At 37.9% G+C, this 15,401-nt stretch carries 13 protein-coding genes and 1 tRNA gene; 12 read left to right on the top strand and 2 right to left on the bottom strand.

All coding sequences use genetic code 11. The annotated features are described in order from the left end of the window. Positions 1 to 587: 587 nt before the first annotated feature. Positions 588 to 1,199 (bottom strand): Crp/Fnr family transcriptional regulator, encoded by a 612-nt coding sequence (locus tag O0931_RS16645; protein ID WP_269416607.1) that lies wholly within the window; start codon positions 1,197 to 1,199, stop codon positions 588 to 590. A gap of 77 nt (positions 1,200 to 1,276) precedes the next feature. On the opposite strand from O0931_RS16645, the gene O0931_RS16640 reads away from it, so the two are divergent. From O0931_RS16640 to O0931_RS16595, 10 genes are all read left to right on the top strand, one after another. Continuing rightward, complete coding sequence (locus O0931_RS16640; RefSeq protein ID WP_269416606.1) at positions 1,277 to 1,972, top strand: HAD family hydrolase; 696 nt, start codon at positions 1,277 to 1,279, stop codon at positions 1,970 to 1,972. After that, positions 1,969 to 2,616 (top strand): CatA-like O-acetyltransferase, encoded by a 648-nt coding sequence (locus O0931_RS16635; RefSeq protein ID WP_269416605.1) that lies wholly within the window; start codon positions 1,969 to 1,971, stop codon positions 2,614 to 2,616. The genes O0931_RS16640 and O0931_RS16635 overlap by 4 nt, the downstream gene beginning before the upstream one ends. A 145-nt stretch (positions 2,617 to 2,761) precedes the next feature. Next, a tRNA-Ala gene (locus O0931_RS16630) sits at positions 2,762 to 2,835 on the top strand. A gap of 395 nt (positions 2,836 to 3,230) precedes the next feature. Beyond that, positions 3,231 to 3,572: a hypothetical protein gene (locus O0931_RS16625; RefSeq protein ID WP_269416604.1), complete on the top strand. Its 342-nt coding sequence runs from the start codon at positions 3,231 to 3,233 to the stop codon at positions 3,570 to 3,572. A 2-nt stretch (positions 3,573 to 3,574) separates the two neighbouring features. Further along, the gene (locus O0931_RS16620) at positions 3,575 to 3,886 is read left to right on the top strand and encodes a hypothetical protein (RefSeq protein ID WP_269416603.1); all 312 of its coding nucleotides are present in this window, start codon (positions 3,575 to 3,577) and stop codon (positions 3,884 to 3,886) included. A 179-nt stretch (positions 3,887 to 4,065) separates the two neighbouring features. After that, the gene (locus O0931_RS16615; RefSeq protein WP_269416602.1) at positions 4,066 to 4,635 is read left to right on the top strand and encodes a hypothetical protein; all 570 of its coding nucleotides are present in this window, start codon (positions 4,066 to 4,068) and stop codon (positions 4,633 to 4,635) included. A gap of 8 nt (positions 4,636 to 4,643) precedes the next feature. Further along, the gene (locus O0931_RS16610; RefSeq protein WP_269416601.1) at positions 4,644 to 5,057 is read left to right on the top strand and encodes a hypothetical protein; all 414 of its coding nucleotides are present in this window, start codon (positions 4,644 to 4,646) and stop codon (positions 5,055 to 5,057) included. Further along, positions 5,047 to 5,334 carry a hypothetical protein gene (locus O0931_RS16605; protein ID WP_269416600.1) on the top strand — a complete coding sequence of 96 codons (288 nt, stop codon included), beginning with the start codon at positions 5,047 to 5,049 and terminating at the stop codon, positions 5,332 to 5,334. Before O0931_RS16610 ends, O0931_RS16605 begins: the two co-directional genes overlap by 11 nt. A 102-nt stretch (positions 5,335 to 5,436) precedes the next feature. After that, positions 5,437 to 5,982 carry a type II toxin-antitoxin system antitoxin SocA domain-containing protein gene (locus tag O0931_RS16600; RefSeq protein ID WP_269416599.1) on the top strand — a complete coding sequence of 182 codons (546 nt, stop codon included), beginning with the start codon at positions 5,437 to 5,439 and terminating at the stop codon, positions 5,980 to 5,982. A gap of 1 nt (position 5,983) precedes the next feature. After that, complete coding sequence (locus O0931_RS16595) at positions 5,984 to 7,912, top strand: hypothetical protein (RefSeq protein WP_269416598.1); 1,929 nt, start codon at positions 5,984 to 5,986, stop codon at positions 7,910 to 7,912. A gap of 392 nt (positions 7,913 to 8,304) precedes the next feature. Here O0931_RS16595 and O0931_RS16590 read toward each other — a convergent pair whose 3' ends face one another. After that, positions 8,305 to 9,141, bottom strand: a complete 837-nt coding sequence (locus tag O0931_RS16590; protein WP_269416597.1) for a hypothetical protein — start codon at positions 9,139 to 9,141, stop codon at positions 8,305 to 8,307. A gap of 429 nt (positions 9,142 to 9,570) precedes the next feature. On the opposite strand from O0931_RS16590, the gene O0931_RS16585 reads away from it, so the two are divergent. Then, positions 9,571 to 12,879, top strand: a complete 3,309-nt coding sequence (locus tag O0931_RS16585; RefSeq protein WP_269416596.1) for a SusC/RagA family TonB-linked outer membrane protein — start codon at positions 9,571 to 9,573, stop codon at positions 12,877 to 12,879. A 21-nt stretch (positions 12,880 to 12,900) separates the two neighbouring features. Beyond that, the gene (locus tag O0931_RS16580) at positions 12,901 to 14,679 is read left to right on the top strand and encodes a RagB/SusD family nutrient uptake outer membrane protein (RefSeq protein ID WP_269416595.1); all 1,779 of its coding nucleotides are present in this window, start codon (positions 12,901 to 12,903) and stop codon (positions 14,677 to 14,679) included. Positions 14,680 to 15,401: the final 722 nt, after the last annotated feature.

The following is a 15,401-nucleotide window of genomic DNA, read 5'->3' as shown; positions in this document are numbered from 1 at the left end:
AGTTTTAAAAGAAAGTAGCGAGCTGAGCCTAAAGCATCAGCACGCTACACTGGCTAGTTCTTGACTGCCCATGAAACAAAAATAAAATATTTTATTTGGAAATTAACACAGAATCTATCGGATTCGAGCGAAGTGGAGAACACGAAGTCTCTGCGAAGCAAAATCTTTGGAATTGTTTTCGATTCAAAGATTTCGACCTACCAAAGGCAGGCATTTTACTGCGTTTCATCGATAGCTATCGGACCGAAAAGACATGAATGAAACATTTGCATTTCCGATAAGCCCGGGAAATATTAAGATTAGAAATTAGCATTAGAATGTCGTAATTTAATCTGAATAAATACCAATAACTCCGATGGTTCTCCGATTAAAGTCCGGTTTAACGCCGATGAAACTCCTGTTTTCCTTTACTAAAATAAGTGCTGACTTATAAACAATATTACAGCCATTTGTTTAAGCATATTTTTAGCCCTTTTGACATTGAGCGCTACCTCATGTAAAGTTTAACGAAACATTGAAATGCTTAAGATAAGGGCCTTCGATTTATGTGCCTGGCAAGTAAATTCCCGTTGAATCTGGAGGGTTTCTTAATCAAAAAGCTTTTTCAAACCATCATCTTCATTAAAAGTATTTTTTGCTTTAAGTTGCTTTAATATCCGGTTAAAACTCCTTACTGATATCCCCAGATAGGCCGCCATATCTTCTTTTGAAACCCTGATATTTTCCTCGGTTTGAAGTTTTAATAGTTTCATTAAACCGTATTCTAAAGTATAAAGTTGCTGAAAAGAAGCTCTTGAACTGGTTTGAATAATTCTTGTCGATAATTCCTGGAGTAAAATCCTGGTGAATTCGGTGTTTTCTTCCGTAAGCTTTAAAAAGAAATGATCAGGAATTGCATAAGCGGTAACCTCACTTATGGCTTCAACATTACACAGGCAATCGATTTTCTTTATTGCTTCGAGTTCGCCGACAACTTCTCCTTTTCCTAAAAATTCTATGATGAAATCTTTTCCGTTTTCTTCAGAAATGAAGCATTTGGTTACGCCTTCTTTAACAATATAAATGTTTCTTATTTTTTCGCCTTGTTCAATAAACCTGAATCCAGCGGGGAAAACTTTTAAAGTAATGTTTTTATGTTCGCTATCCGATGCATAAAAGCGTTCTATAAAAGATAAAAAATTAAGATTTGTTCGTAACATAATTTAAAAGCGAGACAAATGTCCTTTCTTATTGATTTGGGTTGATTTACTTTTGTGCTACTAAAGTAAGCATAACCATGAACAATAATATTAGTGTAATTGCTTTTGATGCCGATGATACCCTTTGGGTAAACGAACCTTATTTCCGCGAAACGGAAGAACAATTTGCAGGTTTACTGGAAGATTTCTTACCTCATCATAGCATTGTAGCCGAGTTATACAAAACCGAAATTGCCAATCTGCCGCTCTATGGTTATGGCATTAAAGGCTTTATGCTTAGTATGATTGAAACCATTTTAAAAATAACCGAAGGAAAGGCAAATCCTGAAATGATTAACAAAGCGATACAGCTAGGGCAGGAAATGCTGAATAAACCCATTGAATTGTTGGATGGCGTAGAAGAGGTTTTGAAAGCCCTGAATGGAAAATATAAATTGGTTGTTGCCACTAAAGGCGATTTATTGGATCAGCAAAGGAAACTGACAAAGTCGGGTTTAGACCATTATTTCCATCACATTGAAATTATGAGCGATAAACAGGAAAAAGATTATCAAAAGCTCCTGAAACACCTGGATTGCAAGCCTGAAGAGTTTTTAATGTTAGGCAACTCTTTAAAATCGGATGTTTTACCTGTACTGGCAATTGGGGGGCACGCTGTTCATATTCCGTACCACACCACCTGGGTTCATGAGCACATAGACCATACGATTGAGCACCCGAATTTTTACCAGATGAAAAATTTATCTGAAGTTTTACAAAAATTAATAGCATGAGCGAAAAAATAAATATAGACACCTGGTTAAGAAAAGACCATTTTAACTTTTTTAACAATTTTGAAGAACCGTTTTTTGGTGTAACCGTAGAGGTGGATTGCACTTCAACCTACAAGGAGGCAAAAGAAAAAGAAGTTTCATTCTTTTTGCTTTACCTGCATAAATCGCTGGTCGCAGCAAATCAAATCGAGAATTTTAAATACCGTATTATAGATGGCGAAGTTTGGAAATACGATGAAATACATGCCTCGGCAACAATAAACAGGCCTAACGGAACATTCGGTTTCAGTTATATGGATTTTCATGAAAATTTTGAGCAATTCAGGATTAACGCTGTAAAAGAAATCCGGAAGGTTGAAAATTCCACGGGTTTGATTCCGGCATCATCCGGTGAAAATGTAATTCATTACTCTGCACTTCCATGGTTAAATTTTAAATCGATTTCCCACGCGAGAAATTATTCTTATAAGGATAGTTGTCCGAAAATATCATTCGGCAAAGTAAGAGACGAAAATGGCAGAAAAATAATGCCTGTTTCTATTCATGCAAACCATGCTTTAGCCGACGGATTTCATGTTGCGCAGTTTGTAGATGCCTACCAAGAATTGCTTAATCAGCCGGCTTTAGCGCTGAGTACGGTTTAATGATTTCATTTTGCCGGGTAATTGCTTTTGGCTTTCAGATTTAAAGATTAATTTTCATTTGCTTTAGAAAAAGTAATTGCTATTTTTGCTGCACGAGAAATTGTTGTATTGATAATTCTATTTGATTATTGAATACATATAATTCGGGGGATTAGCTCATTTGGCTAGAGCGCTTCGCTGGCAGTGAAGAGGTGATCGGTTCGAATCCGATATTCTCCACCCACAAAAGCCGATTCTTTAATCTGAATCGGCTTTTTTATTTCCAATAAATCAAGCATTTTTGTACCTTTCAACGTAAATGTTTTACAAAAGTTTTTTCATAAATGTCCACATTCAAAGCCATCGTATTCGAACACCACAAAAAATTGGATAATACTTGGAATGTTAAGATTCAAAATAGAGGTAGATAAACGAGATTCTCTTCAGAAGATGGAATTAATTAAAGCAGATGAAAATAAAGTAGTAGGTAATATTGTCTTCAATATCTCAGAAAAAGAATTTTCTGCTCAAAAAAATAAATTCCTAAAAACCTCGAATCCAAATGAATTCGAAACTCAATATTCGATTGGTAATTATTCTTTTCTGGAATTGAGGGATACTTCGATAAAGACAAATTGTATAAAGCTGTTATTAATGGAAATATCATTAATTATGAGGATTACAAATCAGAGTTTGTTGCTCAGACCGAGGCTTTAGAAAAAATACTTACTGAAAAGTATGGTTCTGCTACTGATGGAGCTGGTGTACCCGAATGGCATACTACTGAGAAAGGTTACACATATTTAATATATGGTTGGGACATCGGAACAAAGCGTATAGAAATGCGAGCATACAATAAGGGCATCTATTTTAGTTTGGAGTTGCATATTTTCAAGCCATCAGTAGTAGATAAACTGGAAAAAAGAACGGAACAAAGTAATTCTGAAGCAGCAAAGAAAGCTAAAGATATCTTGTAATAATGGAAGAGCCTATCAAACAATGGGAGCAAGATGTTCTCAATCTTGCATTAGAGCATATAAAAGATAGCGAAGTCTGGTCCGATAGTAATTATCCAGAAGGGGGATTTCATATTTCACCTAAACCAGTTGAACCTAATATTGACATAACTGAAATCAACCATTTGTTTTCGGATTTGGAGGATGAATATTATGAATATGATGGTTCGACAGTTTTACTTCTTGGAGATGAAGATCCTGAAGAGGACCTTAATGCTAGACTAACCGGTATGATAAATATTAACATTTTTCATAGTGAGATAAAGCGCATTTAGGAGCTGTCTGAAATCGTGGCGAGAATTATGCAAAGTGCATATATAGATGGTTTTTTCTTTAGAAAGGATTTTTTCAGAATCTTCAAAGATGGAAAATATCGATTCTATAAAAATTTTAGATTTAATTATTCGATGTCGAAAGAAGATTTTAAAAGTAGATACGCTTTAACTAACTAGATATGAAAAAGGCTATTTTAAGTATCTTATTAATAATGCCATTTTTTTGTTTCTGTCAAACTGATGAAGATATAAACGGAGTTTTGGGTATCCCATTTGGGGCATCGCGAGATAAGGTGATTGAAGTTTTAGCTAGTAAGGGAGCGATTAGTAAACAAAAAGAAGGTAAAATACTATTTTCAAACGTAAAGTTTGGCCCTTATGAAGGTTGTTTAGCCATTTTCTCTTTCGTCGGCAATAAGTTTTATGAAGTAATAATTTCTCTTCCACATGGTCCTGATGGCACAGTTATCAACCGATATGATAGAGTGAATCGTGAGCTTTCAAAAGAATACGGTGAGACTAAAACCTACAAAAAATTTCAGTATCCATATAAAGAGGGTGATGGTCGTACATTAAGTGCTCTTAAAGGTGGGAAGGCTGAATTTGAAGCTTATTGGACTAAAGAAATTGGATCGGTCAGTTCCAAAATTATGGCTACGCTAGATATATTTTTAACCTATCAAGATAATAAGCTCACCAGAAAAGCACTGGAAGAAAATTACTCTAAAAAGAAAGCTGTAATTAACTAATGCAATATATGTCAATCAACAAAAGGATTAAGCAAGTCATAGAAGTTAAGTCTGGTGGTAGTCAGAAGGCTTTTGCTGCTTTGATTGAAGCTACACCTCAATATGTAGCCAGACTAATAGCTGAAGGTGGAAGTGTAGGACTGGAGCCGATTATTAAGATATTGAAGCTTTATCCGGATGTTGATGCCAGGTGGTTGATTTTAGGTGAAGGGGTGATGATATCGCAAGGACAGTTCAATGAGGTTAAATATTTTTTACACCAGAACATACAAGAGATGCTTAAGATTGAACAATTCCTTCCTTACATGACTGATGATGAATTAAAACAATATAAAGATGCTGCAACTACATTCAACGCCTACAAGTACGACAGTAAACAACTTGACCGCTGGACCAAACTTTCAGAATCACATGGAAAATAAAGATAAGCCTTCAGAGGGAGTACGCTCCAAATCTTATGATATCGAAGTTAATAAAAGGTTCTTTATCGTTATTGAACGACTTATCCAACTTGGAAAAATTAAAAACATGTTCAATTTTTGCGCTGTACATGATTTGCTTTATCCAAATTATCATAGAATGAAAAAGGAACCTAATAGAACTCCTAGTTTTTATGTGCTCAACATTTTATCTGAAAAGTATGGAGTAAATGCGGATTGGATTTTGACTGGAAAAGGGGAGTGGTTGGCGAAAAAATAATTATTTGATGTATGCAATACAAATTGATGCCCTTTTGTTAATAAATCTAACAATTGTGCATAAGTTGACAGCTTTTTTCGCTAAAAATGTGTTATCTTTAATATGAATCAAATCTCAAAAATGGCCGTCCACCCTAAAATTCCCCCTTTTGATTACATAGTATCCAAGTTGAAAGCTTGGCATTCCGATCTCAACCCTAACAATGATGCCGATGATTTATCGAAGTTAAAGATCATGAAATTGTTGTTTTTTGTTGTAGCTATATCTTCCAATAGAGATCAAGAAGGTTTGCTTCAAACTTTTGATAATTTCATGGCGTTGCCGTATGGCCATGTCGAAAGTGATATATATGCCAATATTGATAACTCTGAATCTTATCTTTTTAATGATATATCCTTAAACTTAAAGCCAAATAGTCAACCGACTGATGTTGACATAGAACTCAAAGATACTATTGACAACGCAATTAACAAACTACGTTTAGCCAATCAAAATTTAATTAATTACCGCGCATTTGATTTAGTAGACATTAGTCACAAATGGCAATCATGGAAAACTATGTATTCACTTGCAAGAAAAAGCGGTAGATATTCAATGGTCATACCTAAAGAAATGATCATGACGGAACTTAAAACCTTTGTTTTATAGAATGACCAATTTAAATAACGCTCTCACCAATCTTCAAACCTCTTTAAATCCTGTTTGGCGTGCTACTCTTCCAGGTCAGATAAATTTAGCTTCAACTTTAGAACAAAACCGTACTTCGTTAGAAACTGAGCTTTTATCGAAAGTAGAGCCAGTTTTGTCCAACTTATTTACTGATCTTAATAAATCAATAATTGAAGGTGAATATGCAAATGATTTGGCCGCTGCTAAACAGGTACTGGCGAATATAGAAGCGCACATAGTTGCCAGTGCAACATTCAATATCCCTGGACAAATTGATTACACAGCGTTTAGTCAGGGCGTTTTTTCGGAAAAATTTTTAATGCCAGCGCGAAATGCAATTAAGGATTTTAATAAACTATTAGAGAGTGTTAAAGGACAGCTAAATTTTGAGCCTAATGTTGACATATTATTTCATTTATTTAAGAATGAGTATGTTATAGATTTGGGATTGCATGCTGATTTACGCCTTTTTAAGCTAAATGTTCAAGTAGCATTCATTGATCATAGCTTGAAATTCGATAATGGTACATTTCGCAAATTGATAATGTATGTAGAAGCACTTTCTGCAATTGCTGGAGTTGGTTCGATTTCGGATATTTTGAAAACTAAATGCGAGTTTTTGATAAGCAAATTGGCTCACAGATTTGATACTGACAAGACTACCAAGTATGGCATTGATTTTCAGTACCATTCATTCAATATAACAAATCCACCTGAATTAGCGTATTATGATAATGTTATCAAAGGGCATTATGACGGCATTTATACGGATGAATTTAAAAACAGGTATAAAACTGCGATATCAAAATTTGAGCATTCACAATCATCCTTGACATTTGATGATTACCACGCTTTAATAAAATATTATAAAGATATTAAGCCAAGCTTAAAAAAATCAAAGGAACTACTTGTTGCATATGATACTTTATATACTACAACATCATCAATTTCGGATTTTGACAAGAGAAGTAGGGATCTTGTATATTCTTATTTGGAGAATAATGTTTTGTCATTGGAATTGGATGAGGGTGAGTTTACGATAGAGAATTGGGAGTTAAAGTTTTCTCAATACACCGAAAAAGCTACAGTTTTAAAAAACAGTAACTTTTTCCCTTTTTTCAAGATTATTGATAAATTTCTAAAAGTAGAGATTCAAGAACAGTTTAATCTTGAAGTTATCAATTTTGACAGAGTTAACGGATTAATCAAGGCTTATGAGCAAAACCTCTCTAAACTATCTGATAATCTGAGCATCTGTCAAACTACAAATTATCTCACGTATCAGTTGGATTATTCTGGATGTAAAACAACAATAGTGGACATTACTGGGGCAAGTTGGAGCTGCTTTATTGCCTCTTCATTCGTTCTACCACTTGATTTTGCGTATTGGAGAAAAATAGCGGACGATTTATCTTCTGAACTGGTGAAACTAAAAGCTCTTAGAGATTTAAGAGTTTCCCTTAGAAAAGACATAACCGAGATATATGATGTTAAAAATAAATTAGCTGAATCTGATAAACGACATATTGAAATATTATCAATTTTTGCTGCCATAGTTTTATTTGTTTCGAACGAAGTACAATTATATTCCAAACTTAAAAGTGTTGCAGATGCGGTGGTTTTTACACTGTTTTTTGCTTACGCATTAGGCTTATTCGTGATGATGATTTGGTTTGTCACAAGACCCGCTGCAGTCAATCTCAGGAAGTTGCCAACAACTCATAGAATTCTAATTGGGGTATTCCTTTCGGGATTTATATCTGCAGGCATTTATTTATATTGCGATTACAATAGCGATAGCAGCATCACTATCAGGAGCAAAATGCCTATGGAAAAACGTATTGATTCGTTGAAACAGCAAGTGAAGATGGATTCTTTAAAGTTTTCGCAAAAGAAATATCTACCTTAATTAATATTGGGAATGCTAAAAACATTGTAGTTATTCAACAAATGTTTTACAGAGTTTAAATCAATATTTTATAACATGCTGTAAATCAGTTCTTATAGACTTTAGGTCGGTTTCGCTGGCAGTGAAGAGGTGATCGGTTCGAATCCGATATTCTCCACAACATTAAAGGCTACCTGTAAGGTGGCCTTTTTGTCGTTTAAAGGAGGTGTTTTTTAGGAACAAGGTTGAGAAACCATATTCCTGATCAGAACCAATATAAAATACCCACAAATTAGAGTTGCTTACAGGAATACTTCAACCACCCGGGTGTTTTGCAAGATGTACTTTTTATACACAAAAAATCTTGCGCCCTTATGGTCGGGCATTTTCATCATAAAAATAATTGATTTTGACTAATGGAGATTAAAGTTTACTAAAGCCCTGATGGTATATCCATTGCCGGATGCAACAGAACCGATTTCACGGACGGCCTCTGAAGGGATGGCAGTACTTCGAGTTGCATAAAAAACAGGCCCGCCAGATAAAGAAAATGATAGCTTGGAACGGTTAGGTGATAAGTTGATTGATGGCCCAATCATAACCCTAGCGCCGCCCTCAGCTTCATCTTTTTCCCAGAAGCCTTCCAGATCCTGGCCAATGGCTTCAAAACCCAAATGCCAATCCTGGGCAATGCGATACTGAAAACCTACCGCAGAAATAAAATCCAGTTTATCACGCTTTTTATCGAATGCTTTTTCAAAGCGTAAATTTCCAAGGAGTCGCCAGTTTTGCTGATCAAAAGAAGCGGTAATGCGGCTTATTGCCGATCCGACATTAGACCAGTCGCGGCTTAAGCCGAGGCCTGCGCCTAACCTGAATCCGCTTGATGATTTTCCACCAATAAAATCTCTTATTAATTCTGCTTGTTGTGCAGAGCTGGTTCCTCCGCCATTTGCAAAGCCTAAGGCAGCAGTTGCGTAAAGTGTAAGCCGATTGCCCAGATACCCCTTCAAACCAAATTGCTGGCCAAGCCCAGAATACCCGAACGGGCCGGACACCCTTTCTGCGTAACTTCCCGAGTAATGGATGTTCCATCTCTGATCTTCATTAGTAAGGGTATTAACGGAAAAAAGAAACGGCTGAGCAGGGATTGGATTAGGGAAACCTACGGCTGCCTGTTCAGTTTTACGCTGCGCTATGGAAAAGAAATAAAAGAACATACATACTGTTAGGAATACTAATTTTTTCATTGATTTAAGTTTTGACGCTTAAAAATACTTTGGGAACATTAATTCAATATTAAAATCGTGTCAAACATAGAAATTTTACATTGCAGGTTTTGCTTTCCAATTGATGCATGTTTTCCATAATTTCTTTATTGATAAACATTTAAGGCATTAAGATCGATATGGTGAAACGAGCGGAGCTTATTATCAGCTTTTTGATACTCGAAACGAAGCCTCGTAAAAACCGCAACCGGACAATAAGGAGTATCAAAAATTTTTTGGTGAATCCATTCGAAGGACGCCATCTTAATTCAAAGTAAGAGTTCGTTTTTTACATAAGAGGTTAAAGTAAGTTAATATTAGCTTCATATAAGGGCAATAGCTTTGTCCCGTTCTAAGGGCCCAGGAATATAAACTAAAACGGTTTACGACCGATAACTAATTACTTAACTAATGAAAAGACCTCTACTGCTAACGCGGAAGTTTGTGCTGTATGCCGCTATGGCAATAATTTATACCTGTAGCCTCAGCAAACCGGCTATGGCTTGGGCAAATTTCCAGAATACGCCCGTTATAAATAAGAATCAGGAATCAGGAACAATCAGCGGAAAAGTCGTTGATGAAAAAGGTGAATCGCTGCCTGGTGCAAGTATTGTGATTAAAGAATTAAATAAGATTGTACAAAGCAATCCAGACGGGACATTCAAAGTGAGCGTTCCTGCCGGTACCTATAACGTTCAGGTAAGCTTTATTTCTTACACGACGGTTATTTTGAGCAAAATCGTTGTTAAGGGCTCAGAAAATACACCTTTAAATGTTACGTTAAAAGGAGAAACAGGCAGTTTAAATGAAGTGCTTGTAGTTGGTTTCGGAACTCAAAAACGCGAAAATGCAACGGGATCAGTAGATCAGATTACTTCAAAAAGTTTAGAAAACAGACCAATTACCAATCTGACCCAGGGGCTTCAGGGTTTACTTCCCAACCTGAATCTTAAAATGATGGATGGCAAGCCAACTCAATCGCCCAGCTACAACATCCGTGGTACAACATCAATTGGTCAGGGTGGAAGTGCATTGGTGTTAATTGATGGTTTTGAAGGCGATCCATCGCTCTTAAATCCAAATGATGTCGAAAGCGTTACGATTTTGAAGGATGCCGCATCTGCAGCTATTTATGGGGCCAGAGGTGTATTTGGTGTGGTGCTGATAACGACTAAAAAAGCGGAAAAGGGACGAACCAATATTTCGTATTCATCAAATTATGCAATTAAAAGCCCGTTGCAGGTGCCTGATTTTGTGACAGATGGCTATACCTGGGCTAAAATGTTTTCCGAAGCTTTTGTGAATGGTGATGGTGCCTTTCCTCAGAATGCGAATAAAACGCAGAAGTTCTCACAAGCTTATCTTGATGAATTCAAAAGACGAGCGGAATCGGGTCAGCCCTACAACCAGATAGAAGTGAATCCAACAACAGGGGAATACACCTATTACGGCAGTACCGATTACTATTCAGAATTGTACAAGAAAAATACGGCCGCTACAGAAAATAACCTTTCCGTAAGTGGTGGTGGGGATAAAGCTTCCTTCCTGGTATCCGGCAGGTATTTAAACCAGGATGGCCTCTTCAAATACAATAGTGATGACTACGACATGAAGAACATCCGCGCCCGTGGTTCCGTGCAGGTATTCCCCTGGTTAAGCATTGAAAATAATGCAGACTATTCAGTTATGAATTACCACAATCCGATTAATGTTGGAGAAGGTGGTGGTATCTGGCGGAATATCGCGGATGAAGGAAAGCCAACAATGCCGATTTTCAATCCCGACGGATCCTTAACTTTTGCGGCTGCCTACACCGTTGGAGATTTTATCTATGGCAAAAATGGCATTGATACCCGTCGGCAGGTTTTCCGCAACATCACCGGATTAAGAACAAACTTCTTTAACAACAAGTTTCGGGTAAATGCAGATTTTACATTCCGCAATACCAATAATAACATTGAGCAGAAAAGGGTGCAAGTGCCCTACAGCAACACACGTGGCGTAACCGCTTATGTTGGTACCACAACCAACGATTTACTATTTGACCAGCGTGAAACACAATATCTGGCAACAAATATCTACGCGGAATATGAAAACCGTTTCGGAACGGATCATTATTTAAAGGCAATGGCCGGTTATAATTACGAACAATCAACTTATAACCGCGTTGCGGTACAGCGAAACGGAATTATTTTTGAAGATGCCACCGATTTAAACCTCGCATTAGGACAATCCATTAGTACTGGTGGCGGTTATGAACAATGGGCTATTCTTGGTGGATTTTCCAGGCTAAATTATGCTTTTAAAGACCGTTATCTTTTAGAGGTTAACGCCCGTTATGATGGGTCTTCAAAATTCCCGGCAAATCAACGTTATGGCTTTTTTCCATCTGTTTCTGCTGGTTGGAGAATCAACAAAGAATCCTTCTGGAGTGTATCAAATAAATTAATTTCGGATTTAAAGTTGAGGGCATCTTATGGCTCATTGGGAAATGGCAATATCGCCTCTTATGCATTTCAGGAAATCTTTAACATCAGTCAATCCGGTGTAATCTTAAATGGTGTGCGGCCGCAGACCACCAGAATTCCTGCTGTGCTTCCCGATGGTTTAACCTGGGAAACCTCAACAACGAGCAATTTTGGTTTGGATTTGACCATGTTTTCGGGGCGATTGAGTCTAACGGGCGACGCTTACATTCGTAAAACGACAGACATGTTTACTTTCGGATTAACACCCCCTGCTGTATTCGGTGCTGATGTGCCTAAGGGAAATTATGCAGATTTAACGACACGTGGATGGGAAGTTTCAGTAAGCTGGAACGATAAAATCGGGCAGTCGGAAAGACCATTCAGGTATAATGTCAGGTTAACGCTTTCAGATAATAAGACTAAAATTGACAAGTACAACAACCCGAATAAATTACTTAGTGATTATTATGAAGGGCAAACCCTGGGCGAAATTTGGGGCTATGAAACCGAAGGATTTTTTATTGACGAGGCTGACATTGCCGCTCATGCCAGACAGGATCCTCAGATGAGGGCCTCACCCACAGGGAAATGGTTTCCGGGAGATATTAAGTTAAAAGATTTAAATGGTGATGGATTTATTAACGTCGGTGAAAATAAAGTTGGAAAGTCTGGCGACAGAAAAATTATAGGCAATTCCGCGCCGAGATATCTTTATGGCGTAAACTTAGGTGCAGACTGGCATAACTTTTCTTTTTCGGTTTTCTTCCAGGGCGTTGGTAAACAACAATGGTATCCGAGCACCGAAACGGAAATGTTCTGGGGGCAGTACAACAGGCCTTATAATAACATTCCAACTTTCCATCTGGGTAACATGTGGACACCTCAAAATACAGATGCCTATTTTCCCAGAACAATGTCAAGAGCGGCCTCGAGCAATACCAATCGTACCCTTGGCGTGGCCCAAACCCGTTATTTGCAGAATGTTGCCTATGTTAGGTTGAAAAACCTTCAGGTGGGTTATAATCTTCCTTCTAAATGGATAAACCGTATTGGTATGCGAAGTGCAAAAGTGTTTTTTTCAGGCGAAAACTTATTTACCTATTCGCCAATGTATAAGATTGTGAAACATACGATTGATGTGGAAAACGCGGTGCCATCTGATCAGGATTTGAATGCTGGTAGTACAAACGGAGACGGATATAATTACCCATTAATGAAAAGCTATTCATTGGGCGTAAATATTGGATTTTAAAATAGTGATAAAAGAATCAAAATGAAAAAATTATATATAGCGCTTAGCCTGGCTTGTTTGAGCTTTGCCGCCTGTAAAAAACTGGATCAGAAACCAGAATCCACAGCTTCGAAAGATGCGGTTTTCGGTACGGAAAATGGTCTTAAACTTTATACCAATTCATTTTATGGTATGGAATTTCTTCCAAAAAATTCGACCAGCCAGGATGCGATGTCTGATTATTTGGCTGTTAAATCCGTTCCCGATTTTATACGGGAAGGTAGCTTTGGCGCTAACAACAGTTCAGGCTGGACCTGGAGGGATTTGAGAAGCATTAATTACTTTATTCAGAACTGCAAAGATCCCAGGGTTCCTGCGGCTGTTCGCAACAACTATCTTGGCATCGCCAGATACTTCCGTGCATATTTCTATATGGAAAAAGTGAAACGTTTTGGTGACGTACCCTGGATTGGAAAGCCGCTAGATATCGATGACCCGGCTTTGAATGCAGGGCGGGATAGCAGAGCGCTCGTAATGGACTCGGTTCTTGCCGATATTAATTTTGCCTGTGCAAATATTAGCAGTACCAACGATGCCAGCCGGACAACAATAACAAAATGGGTTGCTTATGCCTATAAATCCAGGTTATGCCTCTTTGAGGGGACGTTCAGAAAATACCACAGCGATTTGAATCTTGCCGGTACGGCCAATAAATGGCTGGACGATGCGGCTTCTGCTGCTGATGAAATTATAAAAAAAGGCCGTTATTCGCTAAATACTGCGGGTGGAGCCGGTGTATCTTACCGCCAGGTTTTCACCAGTAACACCCCACTCACCAACGAAGTGCTTCAGTCTGCCGTTGCAGATTTGAATCTTGGGGTATTAAATGAGGCGAACTGGTGGTGGACAAGCGGAACCTACGGCGCTAAAGCCAGCTTTACCAGAACTTTTATAAATACTTACTTAAAACTGGACGGCACGCCTTTTACTAACGACCCTGCCTATAAAACGATGTTATTTAAAGATGAAGTGAAGAACCGGGATTTGCGCCTTAAACAAACCATACGTTTGGGCGATTATAAGCGTATAAGCAGTGGTCAGCAGGTGCCGGCGCCGCCGGTATTTTCTTACACCTTTACCGGGTACCAGCCAATTAAGTGGACACTTGATGATACTTACTACGATGCAGGCGCACTGAATACAAATGCAATAGCCTTATTCCGTTATGCAGAAGTCTTATTGAATTATGCCGAGGCAAAGGCGGAATTAGGTACATTGACAGATGCAGACTGGGCCTTAACGATTGGAGCCCTTCGATCAAGGGCCGGCATCACCGGTGGCTTGGCTACAAAGCCGACCGTTGCAGATCCTTACCTGGTTGCAAACTATTTCCCGGCAATTTCTGATGCTTCCTTGCTGGAGATTAGAAGAGAGCGGGGTATTGAGCTGAGTTTGGAAGGCCTTCGTTTTTCTGATTTATTAAGGTGGAAACGCGGTCCGCTAATGGAGCAGGAATGGAATGGTTTTTATGTTCCCGCACTTGTAACACCATTGGATTTAAACGAAGACGGGATTTTAGACGTGGCTTTCTATCAGGGCACTCGTCCTACACCTGCAGTTGCCGGCGTAACTTATGTCGACGTCTCCTCGAACGTGGGAACGGCTGTAAATTCGCAATTACTAAGAAATGGCAATTCTGGCGAATTAACCTGGATGAAAGAAATTCCAAGAAAGTGGAACGAACGCAATTATTACTACCCGATTCCACTTACAGATCTTCAGCGTAACCCAAACCTGAAACAAAATAAAGGTTGGGAATAGCGTCAAGCCAAGTTTAGTTTAATAAACAAATTTCCCTATTGCAAACAGCAAACGAGAGCTTCCATGTATTTGGAGGCTCTTTTGTTTTGATGTTACATTAATATTTCGCAATTGATTTTAGTTGCATTTAAACTGGAATGTTTAACAAGAAAAAGATAAGTACCATGAAAAGCCTGGTTTTATTTCTGCTGACCGTTACAACAATTTTTTGTGTTTCTCATAAGAAAGCCAGTGATGGTGAAATGGTAAAGGGCAACTAAATGAATAAAGCGGACGAGATCGACCCCGTCTCGCCGCAAACTAATTATATATAAAGTACTGTCTATCATTTGATTACGGGTTTGGCGAGACGAGCGTCAACTATATTAGTTTTTTCACTAAGCAGGCCAGCGAAGGCATCAATTTTAAATTAAAAAATACATAGTCTATGGATTTGGTAGATTAATTTTAAATCTATATGTTTGCCTTATTATGAAACGAGCAGTTCAATCATTGATAAAACCATTTAGGACAATTTATCCAGGTATGATGAGCCTGATCTTTCACTTCCACAAACATATTCCCTGTTGCCTATAGCATGAAATTTTGAATATAGATATTACAGGCCTTTTCCAAAATACTTTCTAAAAATATGTGTTAAACCAGCTTTAAAAAAATAACCGGCAAGGAAGCCTTGCCGGTCATCATCGAATATCAGTTCAGTAACGCCAATCACGTACTGA

It is taken from the genome of Pedobacter rhodius (assembly GCF_027213645.1).
In the GTDB taxonomy this organism is placed as follows: Bacteria; Bacteroidota; Bacteroidia; order Sphingobacteriales; family Sphingobacteriaceae; genus Pedobacter; species Pedobacter rhodius.
Note: the sequence above shows the minus strand (reverse complement) of the source record. Positions and strands in the feature narration are given on the sequence as shown.

Coding starts and splice junctions, on each gene's coding strand:
- O0931_RS16645 (WP_269416607.1), bottom strand. CDS start 1,199: ATGTTACGAACAAATCTTAATTTTTTATCTTTTATAGAACGCTTTTAT.
- O0931_RS16640 (WP_269416606.1), top strand. CDS start 1,277: ATGAACAATAATATTAGTGTAATTGCTTTTGATGCCGATGATACCCTT.
- O0931_RS16635 (WP_269416605.1), top strand. CDS start 1,969: ATGAGCGAAAAAATAAATATAGACACCTGGTTAAGAAAAGACCATTTT.
- O0931_RS16620 (WP_269416603.1), top strand. CDS start 3,575: ATGGAAGAGCCTATCAAACAATGGGAGCAAGATGTTCTCAATCTTGCA.
- O0931_RS16615 (WP_269416602.1), top strand. CDS start 4,066: ATGAAAAAGGCTATTTTAAGTATCTTATTAATAATGCCATTTTTTTGT.
- O0931_RS16610 (WP_269416601.1), top strand. CDS start 4,644: ATGTCAATCAACAAAAGGATTAAGCAAGTCATAGAAGTTAAGTCTGGT.
- O0931_RS16605 (WP_269416600.1), top strand. CDS start 5,047: ATGGAAAATAAAGATAAGCCTTCAGAGGGAGTACGCTCCAAATCTTAT.
- O0931_RS16600 (WP_269416599.1), top strand. CDS start 5,437: ATGAATCAAATCTCAAAAATGGCCGTCCACCCTAAAATTCCCCCTTTT.
- O0931_RS16595 (WP_269416598.1), top strand. CDS start 5,984: ATGACCAATTTAAATAACGCTCTCACCAATCTTCAAACCTCTTTAAAT.
- O0931_RS16590 (WP_269416597.1), bottom strand. CDS start 9,141: ATGAAAAAATTAGTATTCCTAACAGTATGTATGTTCTTTTATTTCTTT.
- O0931_RS16585 (WP_269416596.1), top strand. CDS start 9,571: ATGAAAAGACCTCTACTGCTAACGCGGAAGTTTGTGCTGTATGCCGCT.
- O0931_RS16580 (WP_269416595.1), top strand. CDS start 12,901: ATGAAAAAATTATATATAGCGCTTAGCCTGGCTTGTTTGAGCTTTGCC.